Consider the following 20364-nt stretch of genomic DNA (forward strand, 5'->3'; position numbering starts at 1 on the left):
GTTAATCCTGCCGAAGGCAATAACGTTGGTAGGTTAACCTTGTAGTGGTCAACTAAAATTGGCCACCGCTTTATAAGTTTCCCAGTACTGCCTCTCCGATTCATTCGGTGTTAGGCCACCATTGTACTGGTGCGGTCTGATTTGGCTGTAATATCTAATGATGTAGCCAACAATGCTCTTCCAAGCTTCGGATAAACTACTGTAGCCACAAGCTGGCACCCACTCAGTTTTTAGGCTTCTAAAGAAGCGCTCCATTGGACTGTTATCCCAGCAATTTCCTCGTCGAGATAGACTCTGTTTTATCTGATATCGCCAGAGCGTTTGGCGGTACTTACGACTCGTATAGTGACTGCCTTGATCGCTGTGAAATAACACATTAGAGGGCTTACCGCGTGACTCATAGGCCATCTTAAGTGCTTTTCCTGTCAGTTGGCTATCGGGTGAAAATGACATCGCCCAACCGATTGGCTTACGTGCAAAGAGGTCGATTACAACGGCAAGATAACTCCAACGATTTCCAGCCCACACATAGGTCACGTCACCAACCCAGACCTGATTAGGCGCAGTCACAGCGAACTGTCTATCTAAATGATTTGGGATTTCAATGTGCTCCTGAGCTGCTTTGCTGTAGCGGTGTTTGGGAAGTTGTCGGCTAACTAGCCCAAGCTTTTTCATCAGTTTAGTGGCTCTGTAGCGAGAGAACTTGATGCCCGAGTTCGTTATGATACTCGCAATAGTTCTAGCACCGGCTGAGCCATTACTAACGCTGTGAGCTTCTTGAACTAGGGCTCGTAGACGAACATCTTCTTCAGATTGAGTCTTGGGCTTCTTACACCAATACTTAAAACTGCTTCGATGGATACCGAACACTTTACACAGCTTGGCTACGCTGTAGCTCTGTTTGAGTTTCTCGATTATCGAGAATTGTTCAGTGAGTCCGACATCAACAGAGCAGTAGCCTTTTTTATGATTTCATTGTGCTCTTCCAGCTCAGCAATCCGCTTTTTAAGCTCACGGATCTCGATCTGTTCGGGGGTGAGCGGTGAAGCTTTTGGCGTGACACCTTGCCTCTCTTGCTTGAGTTGTCTCACCCACTTGTCCATGGCTGACTTGCTTACGTTCATCGCCTTCGCTGCTTCAACAACGGTATAGCCCTGGTCAGTGACTAACTGAGCGGCCTCTAGCTTAAATTCGGGACTAAAAGTTCTTCTTGTACGTTTTGTCATAGTTTCACCTGTTGTGTACGAGGTGCATTCTAACACCTCTAATCAGGTGGCCAAATTAACTATGCCACTACAAACACACATCTCGTTAAGATAATGGATACGTGTCACAAGAACTACAGCCCTAAGATCTTCACTCAAGTCTCTTCAAATATAAATCTACGACTTTCATTGACTGGTCATCTTCGGTTAGATTTTTTGTGCCTATTTCCCCTCGATTGTTCGGTCTCTTTTTATTCTTAAACGAATAGCATTCATCAACGAAATTCAAAAATACAAGCGGTGAAAAAGATATTGGTGTGGGGTGTTATTCCATATGGAATAGTTGATATTCAGATAAGAATATTTGTTGCCTGTATATTGCTCTGCTCTCGTCATAGATAGGCTTAAATCATGAACAAACGAATCACACTTATCCTTGCATCACTTGTACTTGTTGGTTGTGGTAGCGATAGCTCATCATCACCCGAACCACACTGCTCAGACGTGAACCGTATTGATGCTAGCGGGAATACTCACCTATTTAGGGTTAACGAGTGTAATGATGTTACCTCGTACCGCATCAAGTATGACTACTACCATCAAGTAGGTGCAGCTGGCGATAGCCTTACATTCTCAGACACTACAGGAACCCTCAAGCCTTACTACATTGTTAAGCGCGGTAATTGGTATCACTGGACAATCCAGTACTCAAACAATTCACTATGCTTTACGGAGACTTACCAGAAGTCATATGAAGATGATCGAGAAGTAAATCACTACTGCGATGACCACATGTACTATCACCAAATCATGAGCGAGTACGACTATGGTCATTGGGCAGATCAAGTAGATATTGCACGTAAAAACGCAAAATATTTTTAACCATGCGGGTACTTCAGTCCCAAAATTGATGAAATAAAATAGAGAATTAATATTCGCCTTGAGCATGGGTAAGACAGCATCACTTGCTCTGTAACATTGTCGAATTAAAACGAGAAATAATCATGAAAAAACTAATCACACTTGCACTATCACTCGTACTTGTTGGCTGTGGTAGCGATGACGCTACTAGCTGTAGTAACGAATGTCACGTACCAGAACCACCTAAACCAATGCTTCCTATTGAAGCTGTACCTGTGCCACCTATCGAAGAGGCAGAGCCTGTCTTACCTATGGAGCACTGCTCGCTGTACAACCACTACACCGTAAATAAGCACACTGACCTCATTACATTCGTGAACAATGAGTGTAATGGTGTGACTCTGGCAAGCTTTCAAGATGTACGAGGAACGTCTAAGTTAATACAAGGAACTTACGTAATTGAAGATGAAGATGCTCAATACGAGATTATCATCCAGCCGGTGTATTCAGCAGGTGAGCTGCTCAGAACTACTTACTACTACTATACGTTCCCACACGGTCAGGAATGCTATAGTAACTTCGTTAGCATCACTCACCAAGCACAGTACCATAACTTCCTAAGCGGTACTCACTACACTCAAGATGAGTGGTGTGATGGCGGTGAAACAATCTCACTACCAACTAGTATGGAAGGTGATGAAGGCCACGAAGAGAAATTAGCATTCTTTACTAGACAACGTGAAGACATGGAAGACTACGCGCGTGAAGCACTATTCATGGCAACTGAACTGTAAACCAACCTTGAGGGTACTTCGTACCCTTAAACTGAAATACGCGCACATGTGCTCAAGGCTCGTTTCTCTCTCTAAAAAAGAGCCACCTAAATGGTAGCTCTTTTTATAATTGAAATAGTTTGTGTTCTCTTTCCCAGTACCAGAGTATCCGGTCTCGTTTGCCAGAATCTTTGGTGCCATCCAATTGATGAAGGACATCTTCAATCTGTTCATCATCAAACTTAGGGAACATCTTCATTAGAACGTCTGTGTAGTCCCGTGAAGGGTCATAACTCTTTGGTCTACCGTTGGCTCTGTTTTCTTTCTCTCGTTCTTTCTGAGCTTGTTTACAAAGCCTCTGTGCCTTGGTTCTGGCAATACGCTTATGAACTTCTAGCGGTAGTGCCAGATCAATGTTCATTACTTCTGCTCCTCTGCGTAGATACCGGTCTTATTTAGGTAATTGGTAACAGTCACCCGACTTTTACCGATAACTCTAGCAATCTCTGCTTTGGACTTACCTTCAGCATTAATTTCGTCTGCGACTGCGAACCATGAAGGATTAGCGCGTTTACCCTGTAGGTCTCTCACTTCCTCTCTGAGTACTTCTACATCCTTAGCAAGTGTATCGTTGATAAGGTACTGCTCGCCTAGGCGCTGCATTACTTGGAATAGTAGAACCTCAACACCTTGCTCTTCTATTGCTTGTTGGTAGTTTTCAGGTAGGTCTTGTAGGTTCATGCTATTTCTCCTGCTTCACGTAGTGCTGCGATGTCTCGTTCAATGGTTCTAGTTGTTGCGCCAAAGGCTTCTGCCATTTGGGCTATTGTCATTCTTGAGTGGTGCTTTACTACCTGCTCTCTGCGAGTAATCTTGTTCAACTTGCCCATTGAAGCAACATTTGATTCAACTGAATCCATTCTCGCTCGTAGGTCTTGGACCTCGTGGGTAAGCTCCATGTTACCCATCGCTCTAAGTCCTGCATGAAAGTTACCGCTGTGCTGCTTGGCAAAGGTGATTGTTTGGTTCAATTTACGTCCTACTCGTGTTCGTGGGTTGTCGATGGCAGACACCCAGAGGTCGCCAAGATGTGACTGGTCGAGCTCATTAAGGAAAGGGGATATTTTCGCTGCTTCTTTTGCACAGGCATAAGCTCTTGTGTAAGGGTAACCAACAACTCTCAAGGCGTAGCGTTCCGGGTCAGGTATTTCGTGATGGATTGCTGTAGCTATCAAAGCGTCAACGGCTGTCGCTTCGTAATTACCCTGAGCTACGTGCTCACCTGCAACAGCCAAGGCTGTAATCATATGTTCGTGAAGGAACTGAGGTGCATACGCTGAACCAGTGGGCTCTGCTGCTTCGTGCTTGAGGTATTCCTCGTCTGTTTGGCTATCGATTTGTGCAATCCAACTAGATAGTTGAAGTTCCTTCTCAGTAGTGCGGTCAACCTTAGTGCGCATCTCCTGACGAGATTGCTTTAGGTGGTCCAGCATTGCCTGACGTTCACTGATAAATGACATTTAAGTCTCCAAGTCGTTCTTGTTGTCGATGGAGTAATTAAACCTACACTTAGGTATAGGTGTAAAGTAAAATAGTATAATTATTTTACTGTATTTGTTTGTGTCGGAAAAATGTCGGGTTTTTGTCGGTTTACTATATGAGTACCCTTACTAGGTATTAATCACAGGGGTAAGGTTAGGCTGGTGGAGAGGTTGGTAGATGTACATTCCTACATAGAGAAACATGCTTGTCCACGGCTGTTCACTCTGTTCAGTGAAACTGAACAAAACCCAAGATAGACGCGAAAAAAAAATAATATAACCCCTATATTACCAAATTGGTTCAGTTGGCAGATGTACGCTCCTCTATAGAGAAGAGGGTAAAGAGGTTTTCAGACCTTCGGACAGTCGAGTGCTGCTTTAGGGCTTCACCTACAGACTACGCCTCGACTGTGCGAGTCTACTGACTCACTCGGGTAGCCTTCGGCTTGTCTCTGCTACGCAGAGCCACCCCCTTAGTGAATCAGAATCCTCACCCATTCGATTCCCCTGTAGGATTGCCCTACACAGCCCTCTCAGGGTAGTGAGTGTGTTAGTTGAGCCATCACACCCCTTAGCTATTCCCAAGGCGTAAGGACAAGCGAGAATGTTCTACGATGGTTCTACCGATCTGAACCCGAAGACGGTGCCGGTGCGAAGCACTGGCAATGCGACAGCATAGTATTCTGGTTCGGGTTAGGTAGGTTCTCGTAGGTTATTCGAGTGCAGTCCTGATAGCCGCAGGGAATATTCGGACGAACCATTACTTACATCAAATATTAATCAGTCGGTACTGTAAAAAAGCAGTTCTCGTAAAACACGAGAACTCACGACAGGCAGGTAAAATAATCCCAACCCGTCCATTTAACGGGTTAGGTTGGATCGAGCATGAAGGCAAACCATACTTCATCGGTAAGGAAGTAGCTGAGAAGCTTGGATACTCGAATACAGCAAAAGCAATCAGCACTCACTGTAAGAGGGCTGAAATCCTACCATCCCAAAATGGGATTTTAGAATCAGCATCAAATCGAGGCACACAGATCATCCCAGAAGCAGACCTTTACCGATTGGTTATCAAGTCAGAGCTACTGTCGCGATTCGCGACGGCAGATAGCTGCCCCGTCAAATTGACGGGTTGGGAAATGCAGAACTTAAAATCAAAGGCATGAGCACATTAGAAAGAATAGCTAATAGGCTAGTGATTGAACCAAAATAAGAGAGGAGCATCCTTGCTCCTCTTCTTTAACCCTTCACGAGTGAACCAGATGTAAACCTGATAGGTTATTAACCTAGCTCTCTCTTCAGTAGTGTAACGCATACTAAATCATCGATATGTACTTTCAGCTTAGATGCTAACTGTATGCCCTTCCAAAGAGGGTCTTCGCCTTTAACGTGGAAGGCACAGTATTCACGTATAGTCATGGTAGCCTCCTATGGCTCTCTACAAGGTGTAAATGCTTAGTTGCTTATATTGTATAGCATTCTGTATGCAAATGCATACAAGCCCATACAGAGCCATATAGCACCCACAAAAAAGCCTCCGTACTGTGAGGAGGCTGATTCGTTCGATGAGCAAGGTAGTTTAGGTGTCTAGACAAAAGGCTACCTTGCATCAATCGAGTCCGAAGCCAGTGTAGTGAATGTGAACCATAGGTGCAATAGGGTCTGTTTTCGTTAGGAGAGAGAAACCACACTCTGTTAGTCAGAGTCAGGCTGTTGATTTTGTATAGGTGGTATTATTAACCCATCAGCCAAGCAAGCAATGACCTAGAGTTACCTTCGTATTGGCTGTAGCGAACCATCAAGCTCTCCTGAAGAAGTAGGTGGTTATCATTGGTCATCGAACCAATGAGTATCAACTTGTAAGTTGCAGAGTCCCTTAAGTGTAGGAACGTAAGCCGACCTCTTGAAAGATTGATAGCCCTAGATACGAGAAACCCCCTGAACCATATTGGCTAAGGGGGCTAAGTTCAACAACTGGGTAATCGCTGAATGAAGTCAGAATACTTCTCCGTTACCCTGCTTGCAATAGGGTAATCCGAATGAATAACCAATTAACTACAACAGTTCTAAACAATAACCTAACTATGTCGTCTGTAGAGATTGCAGAGCTGACAGGTAAGATTCACAAGAACGTACTTGTAGACATCCGTAAGATGTTTGATGAGCTTGAAATTGACTCGGCTGAATTTTCAGCCCAGTACAAAGATGGCTCAGGTAAGTCGAATGTAATGTTCAATCTTGACCGTGACCTAACTGATTGCCTACTAACTGGCTACTCCGCAATCCTTCGTATGAAAGTTATCAAGCGATGGAAAGAGCTGGAGAGGCAACAACAGTTCCAACTACCCCAGACAAAGGCAGAAGCTCTACGTGCTCTTGCTGATAGTGAGGAAGAGAAAGAACGTCTACAGCTTCAACTGGCTAAAACTGAACGTGAGAAGCATGTGTTAGCAGTCGAGAACGCAGACCTGTTCTTCGATGGTTCAAAAGCAGTGAACCAACTTATCAGCAGCATCGAAGATTACGAGTCATTCATCAACGATAAGTGCGACAGCATTGCCAAGGCAGTAGCAGATGCATTTAAACCAGAGTTCTATGGTGAAGCACGTTGTTCATCTATCGGTGTTAATCGTGCTCTTGAAGCTATCGGCTTCATCCAACGTAGTCCTGATGGTTCAATTCGCATCTGTCGCCAAGTAGTTATGACAAACATCGGTAATCACGAGCATGACGGCTACCCAGTATGGAACATTAATGCTCTTAAACGTTGTGAACCATTCCGTGAAGCTCTTGAGGCGTACATCAACAAGGAACTGAAATAATGAACAAAGGTATGAAGATTCGACTAGCTATCATCGAGCAACTAAAGAAAGCACATCAAGACATTGCTGATGAGACAGGTATGCCTCTATCAGTAGTTAACAGTATCGCAATTCAGCTGGTGGAAGATCAGGATGAAGAAGACTATGACTATTCGTAAATACCAACCCCCTAAGGGTGAACCAAAGTTCGCAAATGGTAAGTCAGTTGCCACGCATCAACGAGAATACCTAAATCCAAGAGGCATCTTTGACGATTTGCTCGATAGCGTCTTTAACTAAACAAAAGGCTCCTAAACAGGAGCCTTCTTTGTATCTACGAGTGGTTCACTTTACTTGAACACTACTGCCTTATCCGTGAAGCCTTTGTGCTTGGCAGCGAACATCGATGCCTGTTGCTTCTGATACTCGAAGTATTCAGCAGGATAAGCTACATCACCTAACTTGGTTTGAACCTCAAGAGAGTAAGGTAGCTTCACTACTTTACGTTGAACCATAGATAGTAGTTGGTCGCCTTTGTGCTCGAAGTACCACCAAGCAAGTGCTGGACCCATTGTAGCCTTAACCTTCTTCAGTGCTTCTGGTTTCCATACCTTCTCGAAGTATGCACCATCTGCACCAAACTTCTTCTTATCCTCGAACATATCCTTGGTCAACTTAACTACCACTGGTTCTAGCTTATCAAGCTTCTCTTGGGACTCATCACTGAGCTTAACCAAGAACTCACCAAGAGTCTTGATTGAGTGTACTTCTGGGTCTGCACCCTCGAAGAACTGCCTCATACGTTTGTATTCGTCTTTGTTTAGGGAACTGCTGAATACAGCAGCTACAAACTCGTTTAATTCTTTAGTCATGTCTCTAATCTCGTTCACTGGTTTAGATATGGAATAGCATACGGTATTGCTTACTATCTGTGCAATAGGGTAGGCTTACCTTACTCGGCTAGGTTTAGCGACTGAAAGACTGGAAACGTTCACTGGTTTGCCGAGTATCTTCCCTGAACGCATAGCCAAGAACGAGGTTATTACATGGCTAAACAAAGAACTCCTTCAGAGGCTCGTCCTCACACTGCCGTAGCTCTACAACCATTCAGCTATGCGATTCTATCTACCTTAGCTAAAGAGCGTGATATGAGCGTACAGCAGCTCATTGAAAGCCTGTGCGATACATATGCTCAACGTTGGATTAGTCAGCAAGCGAAAGGTTGAGCCAGATGTCAGTAGGTGAGATTCATTACGTTGATGATGACAAGTGTATGGTCATCAGTCAGGAAGGGCAGACCCTAACACTACGTTCATTCAAAGATGGTTCACTCTACACGGTTGGGGCAGAGCCAGAGCCAAAGAAAGATGTGCTTGATGTAGGTCGTATTGGTGATGGTCCATTCAAGACGGGTGGTGAGCATAGAGGTATGTATAAGCGTTGGTACAAGATGATGTACCGATGCTACATCACTGAAGACATCACACAGATTACCGGGGTTGAGGTTGTCCCTGAGTGGCATGACTATCAAGTTTATGCTCAATGGTTCGTTGATGCATGTGCTGGTCTTGAGGACTCTATTCATACTCCCCGTGCCACTGTGAAGAGACATAGAATCAATGCTGACTTTGGTCCTGCCAACTGCTTTGTTAATGCTCCCGAAGCCCCTGCGCCATATAAGCCAAAGCCTAAACCAAAGACAAAGAAGTACACCTACTACTACAAAGGTGCCAAGCTAGTGGTTAAGGACATCGATGCTTTCTGTGAGTATCACGGTCTAAGCCGCAGGTGTATGGTTGCTGTTCACAATGGCAACTACAAGTCTGACACATACAAAGGCTACTCTCGATACCTTGAGAGCTATTCAGTAGTAAGCCAAGGTGAAGTAATAACAATCACTGGTTTGTATTCGTTCTGTAAGCAACACGGACTTAGATACGAGACCATGCATAAGTTGTGTACCGGTAAGCGGAAGACTGCCTACAAAGGCTTCTCCCCTGTTGAACCATAGAAGATGAGGCTCCCGATTAAAGGAGCCCTTTTAGTAGTTGGCGTGGGGTTGCTTCACCTGCAGTGTTCTGTGCTGCCACATTTGAACCACCTACAGTGAACGTGTTGAAGAATGTTCTTAGTACATCTGTTGGCACCTTCTCGAACTGGAACGAGAAAATGTTATTGATGTATTCATTCTGTGTTGCACGATCACCCGGTAATGTCTGATATAGCTCCTTCTGCATTTCACGGTATACACGTTGCTGTGAGATTTGTGATGCTTCAGTCGCAATAGCGCGGTTAACCATCCAAGGAACAGCTACAAGGTTAGGGCTAGCAAGACCTGCCATAACTGTAGCCATTGCCAAGTCATCTTGACCTAGAACAGTACGTAGAGCACTTTCAGCTTCTGCACCAAGACCTTTGGCTGTAGTGATGTCAGCTAGTGCCTGTGTTCGAGCCATACGAGCTTCAGTGTTAATCAATCGACCCAAGGTAGACTGCTGTGCATTCCATGCATCTGGTTCAAGTAAACGAGTGTAATTGTCTACTTGCTGCTGTGTAAGGATGGCTCCATCAGCTGTACGGGCACCAGAATCAAGGATGTCAGAGATTTCACGACCAATACTTATGGATGCAATATCAATATCACCTTTCGCCACGTCAGTGATTACATTCGATGCATCTTCTGCGTTCATATTGAAGTAGTTGCGAGAGTTCTCGAACTGGTTGATGTACTGCTGACGGTAGGTAGATTGAATGGTGTTCGCGTTAGCAAAGTCAGGTGATGCTGTTTCCATCACTTGGTTCAGTTGATTACGGATTGCTACCAAGTCTGCACGAGTACCTCCATCTGCACGTCTAATCTGCTCATCTAGAGCACGTTTGGTGTAATCGAGCTCTTGGAACTGTGATGGGTTAGAACGATTATTACGTGCTGCCTTGCGTCCTGCATTCCATGCTTCTTTGAATGCTGGTGTATTGGCTAGGTCATTTGGCACTTCTTGTGGTGGAAGATTACGACTGTTATTACCTGCCTGAGTCTTACGAGGAGTTAGCGTAGTGTTGTACGCATTCGTGTAGAGATTGCTTGTGTAGTTGTTCAGATCACTCTTCATATTGCCTTCAAGCTGAACCAAGTTAGGCATTGCTTCATCAACAATCATGGTTTCGTTTACGCCTTGAGAGTTCTGGAATACACGAGAGTTATCTGGTGTAGCAATTAGCTCATCATTCGCAATAGGACGAGTCTGACCTGTATTACCTACGGATGGGTCCACTTGTGCTGGTGTTGGAACCACAGAATCACCGGGCATTACTTGGTTTGGTGTTAGATCATCACTTACACGTAGAGCACGAATACCTTCTTGTTGAACTTGCTGGCGATTAGCTAGGTCATCTACAAGTGAACCATAGGTAGGTGATGTGCCTCCTGCTTGTAGGTTTGCTTGGTCAGCCGGAGTTAGGCTCGATGGTCTACCTGCTTCTTGGTTCACTCGTGCGGTTAGTGCTTGTAGTGCGTTTAGGTCTGCCAAGCTAATGTCAGCACCCTCAACAGCACCAGAACGTAGCTGGTCAATCTCAGAGAGGATTTGATCACGGTTCATTCGACCTGCATCAACTTCACCTTGGATGTATCTGACAAGACTGTTCTGTGCTCTTTGACGCTCTGTGCCTTGGAGTCTATTCAAGCCAGCAAATGGTAAGCGCGATAGGGTACGAATACCTGCATCAGCAGCACCACCAATAACAGGAGCAGCTAAACCACCGATAGCAGCACCAACACCAGTATCGATAGCTGCTTGACCAACTTCACCTTGAGTAAGGTCTGCTTCACTGCCACCTAAGGCAGCAATACCACCTTCAACGGCACCAACACGAGCAAGGTTTAGTAGGTTGCTTCCTAGGCCTACACCTGTTGCCGGAGCTGCAGGGAGTGCTGCACCAACACCACCAACCACTTCCCCGGCAATACCTGCTGCAGGAGCTGCTTCATTGGCTGCTGCTACATTGGCACGAGATTCATCACGAGCTTCACGGTAGTTATCACCTAGAGAGCCTTCACCAAAGATTGTGTTGATTAGACCACGAACACCACCACTCATCTCATCAGCAAAACCAAAGGTAGCACCTTGCGATACACCACGTTGGAATGCTTCACGAGTCTCACCTGAGAACAGATTTCCTTGCTCTAGGGCATCGTTTAGCTGTGTATTGTTGTTTAGTCGGCTACGCAATGAACCAGTTTGAGTGAACTCCTCAACCATGGCATCAGCTTCTGCTTTCACTTCTGCTGTTGCCTTAGGCATATTGTTTTGGTTTGCAGCATGAATAGTATGAGCATTTGCAGGATTGTTGATTTGCATCTGATTCAACTTCTCCTGAGTCTTATTGCCTACCTGTTCTACACGCTGGTTCTGTGCAAATGCCTTGAGGTCTTGCTCTTGCTGGAATGTTGTGTAGTCGAAGTTCTCTAATGTACCGCCATTGCCTAGGTGTGTCTCAAGTGCTTCTAGTTGTGCACTACCATCCTGTAGGTCTTGGGCTACTGTGCGTTGCTGTGTTGGCTGTTCGGTAGATGGTTGAGCTTGTGATTGTGGTTCATCAAACTGATCGAAGACGTTGCCAGAAGCCCCCGAATGGGCATCCACTGCGTTAGTATTAATAGCTGGTTCATCGAATTGGTCAAAGATATTGGCCATATTAGAAGCCCTCCGGTCTGTAGCCGTACTTGGCTTCAAACGCATCAATCTGGTCTGGGTTAGCAGTTAAGTAGTCCAGTGCTCCTTGTGGTGCCGTGATCTGTGCACCTACTGGTTCAGGTTGTTGCTGTGGCTGACCACCATTGGCTGCACGAGATTGAAGGTCTGCAGCAGTAGCCTCTGCATTACCGATTGCTTCATTGGTCTTCTGTTCAACTTCAGCCTTGGATTCGTACTGTGGTTTGGTCCAGTTAGGAATGTCTGGGGCTAGATGGGCTTCAGCTACATCTAGTTCTTCAGCAGTCTTAACCAGTGAGTTATGTCCAGAAGCAATATTGTCACGAGTAGCTTTTACGGTTTGTAGTTGCTCTGCCAGCGTATTCCCCGACAGAGAATCGATGGTTAGACTCATTGCTGTATCTGATACAGGAGCAAATGCACGTACAATACTGCGAACGACCTCCAGTTTGCGAGATTCACTCTGTGCGTACAGGTCGTTAACTTCTGCATCACCAAACTGCATACCTAAAGGTTCAGCATACTTGTTGAGTAGTTGTCGTAGGCTATTACCAAATCGGGATGAGTCAGATTCCTGCAGCAGACTGATAATCTCAAGACTTTCATCGAGGAACTGTATATCACTTTGGATGTTGTTCCTTTCTGTCACGTAGTCTACAAACTGAGACTGACTGTACTGACCACGGTTACTAGCTAGAGCTGACTCAGCATTCAAGAATTCACGAGAAGCTGCTACTTGTTCTGCAGAGTAGTCTTGTTGGTTTGCTAATACTTCAGAGTGGAAGTCTACCATCGTAGGCTGTACTTCCTCGAAGTCCTCACCCATCTCGACTACCTGACCATTACGGTCATAAACACGTCCGTCTTTGCCTTTTGACCCATTGAGTAAGTTACCTTCACCATCACGGTACTTAATGTCAGTGGCAAACACATCTGCACCAGTTCCATTTAAGCCGGGTACTGACCACGCACCAACCTGCTTAGTTTCACCAGTAACATTGTTGGTTTGGGTCATTACTTGGCTATCACCGTATGTCTGTGTCACTGGGTCACTCCATTGAGGACGTAAACCTCGGTCTACTTCTAGCTGTGTAGTGTACTGCTGTAGTGCAACTTCTTTAGCCTGAGGAGACATGGTTTCGTCATTTCGTAGCTGTGTGCGAACGTAGTTCAACTTAGCATTGTCTGGTAGGTTTGCTACGGTTTCAGGCAGTTCAAGGTTGCTTACGTATTCTGTAGCTGCTGATTGAGCACCTACTTGCTGCTGTTCTTGGTTGAATCGCCACTGGTTGATGGTGTTGTTGGTAGCTTGTAGTTCAGCTGCGTTTACACGGTCTAGGTCAATCTGATTACCGTATTGAGCCAAGTCCTGACGGAATGCCTCAACATCTAGCTGACCATCACCTTGAGCTGCCTCTGCTGCCAATTGGTTCAATCGAGCGACTGCTTGAGATGTGTTCTGAGCTACACCTGTTTCGTAGTTCTGTTGAGCAATGTCTGTCTGCTCTCGCGCCATATCACGTAAGCCTTGGACTGCTTGGTTGATGTTCTTACCTGCTTGGTTTAAACCCTGCATAGGGTTCTGACTAGCAGCAATTCTGGATAAGTTGTTTAGTGCGTTATTCACACCTCGGGTAGCCATGGTAGTAAATTCCTTGTGTCTTTTTGGATGCATATCATCTTAATCGGACAAGGTAGGAAATGCGATAGGGTAGAGGGAAACAGATGTGAAAAAGCCGACACTAAGGTCGGCATTCTCAAGGAGCTTTGAACCATAGAGAAGTCAGCACGAGCTTCCCTACGTTCCGGTGTACTAACTGAGTGCTAATCAGCTACTAAAACCTACCTTCTAGGCTCACAGCGATAGTTTGGCTTGGTTGGTTCAACTATGGGCAGGTAGCTACTCCTACGTACATGGTATCGGCAATTCCACCCCAATATGCTCTTGGTCATTGGCATTAAGCATAACCGTCTAGAGCTCCATTGGTTTGCGTATCTAACTTGGTCCCTTGCTGATGAGCTAAACCAGAAGAAACAACTATGAGTTTCAGGCTATCTACCTACGTATGGTAGAGGTCAATCCAACACACCTATACAAACACTGGTTTGAGAAGCTATCTCTGCACAGAAGTCTATACGTCTGCGTTGGTATGGCTACATCCTACAAGGACAGGGAACCGGAGTGCAATAGGGTAGGGTGAAATAGAAAGCTATACCCTATAGCGTTCTGTAAGTGGGTTTGAGATGATTAGGATTCAATCGATTGAAGGAGTTTTACCGATGAAAGAAGCTAAACATATCGAACTTTCGCAGAAGGAAGTTTATACCCAACTACAGGAGCTATTGAGCCAGTCTCAATCACAAGCTACTGCTTACCAGACATACGTTCGTAATCTGATGACTCGTGCAATGTATAAAGGCGATGTAGATGTATCAGAGATTCCATCTCGTCCAACACCTGACTTCTCTGTGCCATACTGTGTTGTTCAGCCAGCAGACGTATCTGGTGCCGATGGTTCAACTCAAACCATGACTACTGAGTGGATTGGTGAGAAGGCTGTTCGCTTCCAGTGGTTCTTTAATGATGGTGGTGGTACGGACTTCCGTCCTATTGCAGATGGTGCAACATATACCGGTACAGATACTGCAGAACTGACCATTAACAATCTGTCTGCTACTTCAGAAGGCAACTACTTCTGTCGTGCATTCTCTCGCTTTGGTAATGCTGACTCGAACACAGCCAATGCTGCTGTAGTCTAATATGGTTCAATTAAGGAGATCCCCAATGAAAGACATCTTTGCTATGAGCGATGACGAGTTTGAAGCAGCTAAACCAAAAGACCTAATGAAGTTAGAGGTGGCTATCCGTGAAGCATCGGAAGATGAAGACGAAGTGGTAGTTGAGCCATGGTCTGTTACACAGGAGTTCAACACCCTGACTCTAGAAGACCAAGCTAAGTTTGGTGAAGCTCTCGGTGTAGAGAAGTCAGACGATGTTTATGCTGTTGTCGAAGAGATGGACAACAATGAACGTAAACACCTACTGAAACAGCTACTGCAGAAGCGTCTAGAGATGCTAGGCTAGCCTATCGCATTTGAACCAGTAGTTAGATAGACTGGTGATGTCGTAGTAGTACATTCCCCTTGGATTAGATAGGCACCTTTCGAGGTGCCTTTTCTATTTATGCCCATAAAGCTGTGTAGCCTTTGTATTGGGGGATGCTGCCCATCATTAGGTCTCGGATAACTTTTGTTGGTAGAGGTAGTTCGTCCATTAACTTCATGGCAACCTCTGTTCGAGCTGTTGAACCATCTGGCTTCATTACTGCAACTACCTTACTCTCTTTCCGGTATTTCCTGTCCTTGTATTGGTGCAGGTAGCCTACTTTACCGTAGCGACCGTCAGTCTTGAGTTTTGAACCAGATTGGTAAGTCTCCTCGAACTCGTACTCATACATAGCCATGTCCAAGGTGTCTTGGCTTGGTGTGTTATTCTCCACCCAATGTGAACCAGTATCGATGAAGAACAGCACCTTGTTTGGGGTGATGATGTAGGCTTCATTCTTGTATGTAAAGCAGTTCTGCCATCCGTGTAATTGAACCAATTCTTGTGTGGTATGCGTCATGCGAATGCCCTCTGTGTTTGCCTAAGTAATCCCATCTCTTGCTGTTCAATAGCATCAGTATCTTTCTGTGCTCGCACTGCTGGGTCCATAACGCGCTTGTGGTAAAGGCGTTCCTCGTTCACCTGCAGAATTGAACCAGTGTTGATGAACTTGATTGTGTAGATTGAGCCTTTGCCTCGGTAGCGTGGAGCCTTTAGAACCATATAGCTACCACATGTATTGGTCCCATGCTTAGTGCCTTCATCAAATCTATGCTTTCTCACGCTATGTCTCCTTTTGGCTATGAACAGTAGTGTAAATGCTACTTAAACCGAATGGTATAGGGTGAAATGCAGGAAATTTCGAGGGTGTGAGCGCAATAAGCTACCTAATACAGAGACTATATTCTGTTCATAATTTTACACACCCTGTTCATATTCTTTCACATTCAACACCCACATAGCATTTTGATTTAAATCAAGTTATTACCTACACCCCCTACATTAACTCGACTTCTAACTATCCCAATATCACTACTTTGCTCACTATCAGTGCCATAAGCTATAAGCCTCTGTAGAGCCCTCTACGAGGTGAAACCAGAAAGAGATACAAATGCTCGGATGTAGGGGAAATAAGCCTACATTGAGTCTTATGGTTCGCAGGTTTTGACGAATATCTCTCATATTATTTTGCAGGTTTTTCTCTCATCTGAAATCTAGGTGTGAGTGTAGTACTTATAGATATATCTTGGTGAGAACTTTATACCCCCCCCCCTATCAACTTCTCAGCTCCTCAATATCGAACCCCATAGCTACCCCAACTATCTAGTAAGCCTTGATACATAAGGGCTGGCTCAATCGTGAGAACGTTTCATATCTCTTTACTACCTTTATATGTGTATAGCAAATACTATACATCCATACCAACGAGGTGAGCCAACGGGCTAGAGAGGATAGGGAGCAAAACCTTATCAGTCACAGACACTCTCAATGATGCAACGACCTGACCTCAAGTGTACTGCTCTTTAACAATCTGAACCATTAGGAACAAGTATGGACTTAGACCAAACCAAGCGACTCACAGAGTCAAAGGAACGTTGGGACGAGGCAAAGCAAACGATACTGACCAACATACAGCGTAGAGCTTTGGACGTGATTAGACGTGCGGAGATTGCCTACGTTGAGGGACGTATCGACCATGTACCTGACTATGGCTATGTGATTGAACCAAACATCATTCAGCACCGTGACATAGACAGATACGAACAGCGACTCAATACGCTGATTGCCAAGTCTCAAACCAAGTAGGGATTTATTCATAGGCATTGGCTAACAGTGTCTATGGCTGAATGAACCAACAGAGAAATGAACCAATGAAACGAATAGGCGAACGCATTGCATGCTGGCTTAACCGTAAGGCCATTGAGCAGTACTTGTTTGAATTAGCCGAAGCTAAGTACCCAGACAGACACGTCACGGAATATCGAAGGTATGTGCACAGTGTTTGGAGTAACACCTCAAACCTTAAATACCGTCCAGACATGCTACCAATGACACGTTGGGCAGCACTACACCTTTACAGCTTGAACCGCTAACTAATAGGGCAATCCTGCCCTCATTTGAACCAAAGAGGAAACGATATGCGAATAGCACGAACACTGGCTCACGTAGCGTTAGAGCTACATAGGCAAGGAAGCACAGAGCAAGCAGAGAGGATATGGCAGGAAGCCAAGGGAATATTTGAAAGAGAGCTTAGGCTGACCAACTCCAATCAGACAGCCTAAGCAGTACCAACCTTAACCAAAAAGTCAGTATGCGAGAGTGTACTGACTTCCTTAACCAAAGGAAAGTCGAATGACTACCATGAACAACCTTCTAACTAGCCTACGAACCTCACTTGAAGATGCATACAACTATACGAACGAAGTAGATACATACTCTGTTGTTTGCGAATGGGCAGACCGTGAAACCATCCAGAACCATGATTGCAGAAGCATTATTGACGATACAGAGCTTTACCGACTTATCGACTTCTCAGATGAGCAAGAAGCTATGCAAGGTGCAGAGAGCATCAACGAAGCAATCACAGCAGTAGCTTATCGAATCGTTAGAGAGCTTGGATTAAATAAAGCTGACTCAATCCTCACAGACATTAAAGGGGGGAACGAGTAATGCACAGTTACGAGATACCAACAGAGAACGACTACGAACTAAACGAGTTCTGGGACAACTTCTTCGAGGATGACGAAGAGTGAACCAACCAACTGTACTACTTATCGCACTTGTCCTTGGCATTGTGTGGGCTGCAATTGTCATTCGTAGCAGTGGTGACTAACCTTAACCAATGAGTAAAACATGAACAAACTACTACCACTTTCCCTAATCTTCACAGCACTAAGCGCACAAGCAACAGAATACGAACCAGAGAACGCTATCTCTGTTGCCTACGGTGACAAGATGTTCAGCACTACCTTCTACCTTAATAATTCCTTTTACTTGGGTGTAGCGACTAATCAAGAAAGCACAGATTCGATACAGCCAACACTTAGCCAAGAAAGGTAAGTGAACCATATCAAAGAAGGGAGCTACGGCTCTCTTTTTTATTACCTAATGTGTATAGTGTGGGCTATACAATGAACCAGAGGAAAGAATATGCTCGATGTGAGTGACGAAGCTATCAAGGTGTTCTTAGCGAACCTGAGCGATAGTCAGAAGAAGAAGCTACAAATAGTTGATGACCTGCTTGCAGGTGAACCAGTGAAAGATATTACTGTCAGACGTAGTGTTACGCGTGACTACGTGTACCAAGTGAAGCGTAAGCACAAAATCAACTAATGAATCAGGAAGATACCTACACATAATCTGATAAATATCTTAGACTCGAATGTGTGGGTAACTACTGAAAAACCTCCGAATTTTATACACAAGTGATACAACGTATCATCGGTGAAACCAACTGGTCTTTTTCTTTTTCAGTAGGTTATACTCAAATTCTATCCCTGAAGGAACATAAGGAATGATATATGGGAAAAATGAAACAGGTGGTGTTGGGTGTGTCAATGACACTCGTTGCGTTGTCGGTTCATGCACAAGACCAACAACCCCAAATTATAGAAACCACACGCCTTGTTGGTTTTGGAGAGGCTAAGTATCCAGCCGATTTTTCTCATTTCGATTATGTTAATCCGCAAGCACCTAAATACGGCAAAGTGACCTATGGGCAAGTAGGGACGTTTGATAACTTTAACCGCTACGCATCACGCGGTGTCGCAGGTGCGGCAACCGGTCAGCTTTATGACACCTTAATGTTTAGCCCAGCAGATGAAGTCGATGCGTACTACCCACTCATCGCCGAAAAAGTACGCTATGCCGATGACTACTCATGGCTAGAGGTGGATATCAATCCAGCGGCAAAATTCCACGATGGTCAGCCGATCACGGCACACGATGTTGAATTTACCTTCCAAACCTTTATGACTAAAGGGGTTCCGCAATATCGTGTTTATTATCAGGACATTGAGAGCGTCAAAGCCATCAGTGATACTACGGCACGAATAGAGATGAAAAATCCCAATCGTGAAAAGCTGTTTAGTTTAGCGCAGTCAATGACCGTACTTCCAAAGCACTTTTGGCAAGACAAAGATTTTTCAGAGCCTCTAGATACGCCTCCAGTAGGCAGTGGTGCTTATAAAGTGGCAAGCTATAAATCTGGCCAGTCACTGACTTACGAGTTAGTTGAGGATTACTGGGCTAAGGATTTACCGGTCAATGTTGGTCGTAATAACTTTAAACACGTTCAGTATGATTACTACCGCGATGAAACGGTAATGCTTGAAGCGTTTAAAGCGGGTGAATTTGATTACCGTGAAGAATCATCTGCTAAGTTTTGGGCAAACTCCTATACGGGTGCTAACTTTGACCGTGGCTTCATAAAAAAAGAGGAGATCCCGCACTCCAAGCCAACGGGTACTCAATCTCTTGTGTTTAATATTCAAAAACCGGTTTTTTCCGATCCGAAAGTGCGTGAAGCCCTCAATTACGCTCTCGATTTTCAGTGGATGAATGCAAACATGTTCTACAACCAGTATGAACGTACACGCAGCTATTTCCAGAACACAGAATATGAAGCTAAGGGTTTACCAACAAAAGATGAAATCGCGGTACTTGAACCTTTTGGCGACAAGATTCCACCACGTGTGTACAGCGAAGATTATCAACCACCAGTCACCGATGGCTCAGGTCGTATTCGAGCGCAAATGCGCACTGCATTTGCTCTGCTAAAAGAAGCAGGTTGGGAGTTACAAAACAAAGTAATGACCAATGTTGAGACTGGCGAAATAATGAGCTTTGAGCTGCTTATTTATAGTCCAACCACGGAACGTATCGCGATCCCAGTGCAAAAGAACCTGAAGCGCATGGGTATTGACATGAAAATCCGTACCATCGATACCACGCAATACATCAAACGCTTACGTGAACGTGATTTTGACATGGTGTCATCCGCGTACCCAGCGTTCACCCATCCAAGCCCTGATATGATGATCGTTTGGCACTCTTCTTATATTGATTCAACCTATAACCGTGCGGGGGTTTCTGACCCAGTGGTGGATGCGTTGACAATGGAGATTGCTGACAATCAAGAAAACCCAGAAAAACTGTTATCGCTTGGTCGAGCGCTTGACCGTTATCTCCAGTGGAACTTCTATATCATTCCGCAGTGGCACAGCAGTATCTATCGCGTCGCGACTTGGGACAAATTTGAACGCCCAGAGATCACACCGAAATACGATTTGGCGATTGATACTTGGTGGGTATCGAAAGAGAAAGCCTCAAAACTCCCAGCTAAACGCCAATAAGGAAGTGACGC

At 44.9% G+C, this 20364-nt stretch carries 25 protein-coding genes; 15 read left to right on the forward strand and 10 right to left on the reverse strand.

The window, feature by feature from the left end:
* Nucleotides 1–48: 48 nt before the first annotated feature.
* Nucleotides 49–1226, reverse strand: a protein-coding gene (locus QWZ05_RS02000; protein WP_290296012.1) for an IS3 family transposase whose coding sequence is annotated in 2 segments (ribosomal slippage) — nt 49–959 and nt 959–1226 — 1179 coding nt in all. Because the reading frame shifts where the segments join, the coding sequence is not laid out codon by codon here.
* A gap of 390 nt (nt 1227–1616) precedes the next feature.
* Here QWZ05_RS02000 and QWZ05_RS02005 point away from each other — a divergent pair.
* Nucleotides 1617–2087, forward strand: coding sequence for a hypothetical protein (locus QWZ05_RS02005; RefSeq protein ID WP_264875544.1), 471 nt, complete (start codon nt 1617–1619; stop codon nt 2085–2087).
* 122 nt (nt 2088–2209) lie between these two features.
* Complete coding sequence (locus tag QWZ05_RS02010; protein WP_290296206.1) at nt 2210–2860, forward strand: hypothetical protein; 651 nt, start codon at nt 2210–2212, stop codon at nt 2858–2860.
* A gap of 103 nt (nt 2861–2963) precedes the next feature.
* On the opposite strand, the gene QWZ05_RS02015 is transcribed toward QWZ05_RS02010, so the two are convergent.
* The 3 genes from QWZ05_RS02015 to QWZ05_RS02025 are packed head-to-tail and all read right to left on the reverse strand — an operon-like array spanning nt 2964 to nt 4359.
* Complete coding sequence (locus tag QWZ05_RS02015; protein ID WP_290296207.1) at nt 2964–3260, reverse strand: hypothetical protein; 297 nt, start codon at nt 3258–3260, stop codon at nt 2964–2966.
* Nucleotides 3260–3580, reverse strand: a complete 321-nt coding sequence (locus tag QWZ05_RS02020; RefSeq protein WP_290296208.1) for a hypothetical protein — start codon at nt 3578–3580, stop codon at nt 3260–3262. Before QWZ05_RS02020 ends, QWZ05_RS02015 begins: the two co-directional genes overlap by 1 nt.
* Nucleotides 3577–4359: an HTH domain-containing protein gene (locus tag QWZ05_RS02025; protein ID WP_290296209.1), complete on the reverse strand. Its 783-nt coding sequence runs from the start codon at nt 4357–4359 to the stop codon at nt 3577–3579. Before QWZ05_RS02025 ends, QWZ05_RS02020 begins: the two co-directional genes overlap by 4 nt.
* Before the next feature lie 899 nt (nt 4360–5258).
* Here QWZ05_RS02025 and QWZ05_RS22280 point away from each other — a divergent pair.
* Nucleotides 5259–5546 carry a BRO-N domain-containing protein gene (locus QWZ05_RS22280; RefSeq protein WP_353958878.1) on the forward strand — a complete coding sequence of 96 codons (288 nt, stop codon included), beginning with the start codon at nt 5259–5261 and terminating at the stop codon, nt 5544–5546.
* A gap of 115 nt (nt 5547–5661) precedes the next feature.
* Here QWZ05_RS22280 and QWZ05_RS02030 read toward each other — a convergent pair whose 3' ends face one another.
* Nucleotides 5662–5799 carry a hypothetical protein gene (locus QWZ05_RS02030; RefSeq protein ID WP_290296210.1) on the reverse strand — a complete coding sequence of 46 codons (138 nt, stop codon included), beginning with the start codon at nt 5797–5799 and terminating at the stop codon, nt 5662–5664.
* A gap of 620 nt (nt 5800–6419) precedes the next feature.
* Here QWZ05_RS02030 and QWZ05_RS02035 point away from each other — a divergent pair.
* The gene (locus tag QWZ05_RS02035; RefSeq protein ID WP_290296211.1) at nt 6420–7202 is read left to right on the forward strand and encodes a Rha family transcriptional regulator; all 783 of its coding nucleotides are present in this window, start codon (nt 6420–6422) and stop codon (nt 7200–7202) included.
* A complete protein-coding gene (locus QWZ05_RS02040) occupies nt 7202–7360 on the forward strand; it encodes a hypothetical protein (protein ID WP_290296213.1) in 159 nt (52 codons plus the stop codon). The genes QWZ05_RS02035 and QWZ05_RS02040 overlap by 1 nt, the downstream gene beginning before the upstream one ends.
* A gap of 171 nt (nt 7361–7531) precedes the next feature.
* On the opposite strand, the gene QWZ05_RS02045 is transcribed toward QWZ05_RS02040, so the two are convergent.
* Nucleotides 7532–8053 carry a hypothetical protein gene (locus QWZ05_RS02045; protein ID WP_290296215.1) on the reverse strand — a complete coding sequence of 174 codons (522 nt, stop codon included), beginning with the start codon at nt 8051–8053 and terminating at the stop codon, nt 7532–7534.
* A 174-nt stretch (nt 8054–8227) separates the two neighbouring features.
* Here QWZ05_RS02045 and QWZ05_RS02050 point away from each other — a divergent pair, with 174 nt between their 5' ends.
* Complete coding sequence (locus QWZ05_RS02050) at nt 8228–8407, forward strand: hypothetical protein (protein WP_290296217.1); 180 nt, start codon at nt 8228–8230, stop codon at nt 8405–8407.
* A 5-nt stretch (nt 8408–8412) separates the two neighbouring features.
* Nucleotides 8413–9192: a hypothetical protein gene (locus QWZ05_RS02055; protein WP_290296219.1), complete on the forward strand. Its 780-nt coding sequence runs from the start codon at nt 8413–8415 to the stop codon at nt 9190–9192.
* 16 nt (nt 9193–9208) lie between these two features.
* Here QWZ05_RS02055 and QWZ05_RS02060 read toward each other — a convergent pair whose 3' ends face one another.
* Together QWZ05_RS02060 and QWZ05_RS02065 are read right to left on the reverse strand one after the other, a co-directional pair.
* Nucleotides 9209–11875 (reverse strand): hypothetical protein, encoded by a 2667-nt coding sequence (locus tag QWZ05_RS02060; protein ID WP_290296220.1) that lies wholly within the window; start codon nt 11873–11875, stop codon nt 9209–9211.
* A 1-nt stretch (nt 11876) separates the two neighbouring features.
* Entirely contained in the window at nt 11877–13535 is a 1659-nt protein-coding gene (locus QWZ05_RS02065; RefSeq protein WP_290296222.1) for a hypothetical protein, read from the reverse strand.
* A 638-nt stretch (nt 13536–14173) separates the two neighbouring features.
* Between QWZ05_RS02065 and QWZ05_RS02070 the strand changes: the two genes are divergently transcribed.
* Together QWZ05_RS02070 and QWZ05_RS02075 are read left to right on the forward strand one after the other, a co-directional pair.
* Nucleotides 14174–14653, forward strand: a complete 480-nt coding sequence (locus QWZ05_RS02070) for an immunoglobulin domain-containing protein (protein WP_290296224.1) — start codon at nt 14174–14176, stop codon at nt 14651–14653.
* Between the two features lie 25 nt (nt 14654–14678).
* Nucleotides 14679–14978 (forward strand): hypothetical protein, encoded by a 300-nt coding sequence (locus tag QWZ05_RS02075; RefSeq protein WP_290296226.1) that lies wholly within the window; start codon nt 14679–14681, stop codon nt 14976–14978.
* A 97-nt stretch (nt 14979–15075) separates the two neighbouring features.
* On the opposite strand, the gene QWZ05_RS02080 is transcribed toward QWZ05_RS02075, so the two are convergent.
* Together QWZ05_RS02080 and QWZ05_RS02085 are read right to left on the reverse strand one after the other, a co-directional pair.
* The gene (locus QWZ05_RS02080) at nt 15076–15519 is read right to left on the reverse strand and encodes a hypothetical protein (protein WP_290296228.1); all 444 of its coding nucleotides are present in this window, start codon (nt 15517–15519) and stop codon (nt 15076–15078) included.
* Entirely contained in the window at nt 15516–15782 is a 267-nt protein-coding gene (locus tag QWZ05_RS02085; RefSeq protein WP_290296230.1) for a hypothetical protein, read from the reverse strand. The genes QWZ05_RS02080 and QWZ05_RS02085 overlap by 4 nt, the downstream gene beginning before the upstream one ends.
* Nucleotides 15783–16550: 768 nt before the next feature.
* Here QWZ05_RS02085 and QWZ05_RS02090 point away from each other — a divergent pair.
* From QWZ05_RS02090 to QWZ05_RS02115, 6 genes are all read left to right on the forward strand, one after another.
* The gene (locus QWZ05_RS02090) at nt 16551–16805 is read left to right on the forward strand and encodes a hypothetical protein (protein ID WP_264875540.1); all 255 of its coding nucleotides are present in this window, start codon (nt 16551–16553) and stop codon (nt 16803–16805) included.
* 65 nt (nt 16806–16870) lie between these two features.
* Nucleotides 16871–17092 carry a hypothetical protein gene (locus QWZ05_RS02095; protein WP_264875539.1) on the forward strand — a complete coding sequence of 74 codons (222 nt, stop codon included), beginning with the start codon at nt 16871–16873 and terminating at the stop codon, nt 17090–17092.
* Between the two features lie 259 nt (nt 17093–17351).
* A complete protein-coding gene (locus QWZ05_RS02100) occupies nt 17352–17669 on the forward strand; it encodes a hypothetical protein (protein WP_290296232.1) in 318 nt (105 codons plus the stop codon).
* A 183-nt stretch (nt 17670–17852) separates the two neighbouring features.
* Nucleotides 17853–18059, forward strand: coding sequence for a type 2 periplasmic-binding domain-containing protein (locus tag QWZ05_RS02105; protein ID WP_264875537.1), 207 nt, complete (start codon nt 17853–17855; stop codon nt 18057–18059).
* 90 nt (nt 18060–18149) lie between these two features.
* Complete coding sequence (locus QWZ05_RS02110) at nt 18150–18332, forward strand: hypothetical protein (RefSeq protein WP_264875536.1); 183 nt, start codon at nt 18150–18152, stop codon at nt 18330–18332.
* Nucleotides 18333–18520: 188 nt separating this feature from the next.
* Entirely contained in the window at nt 18521–20353 is a 1833-nt protein-coding gene (locus tag QWZ05_RS02115; RefSeq protein WP_390216741.1) for an extracellular solute-binding protein, read from the forward strand.
* The last annotated feature ends 11 nt before the right edge of the window (nt 20354–20364 follow it).

The sequence above is a fragment of the Vibrio agarivorans genome, assembly GCF_030409635.1.
Taxonomy (GTDB): Bacteria; Pseudomonadota; Gammaproteobacteria; order Enterobacterales; family Vibrionaceae; genus Vibrio; species Vibrio agarivorans.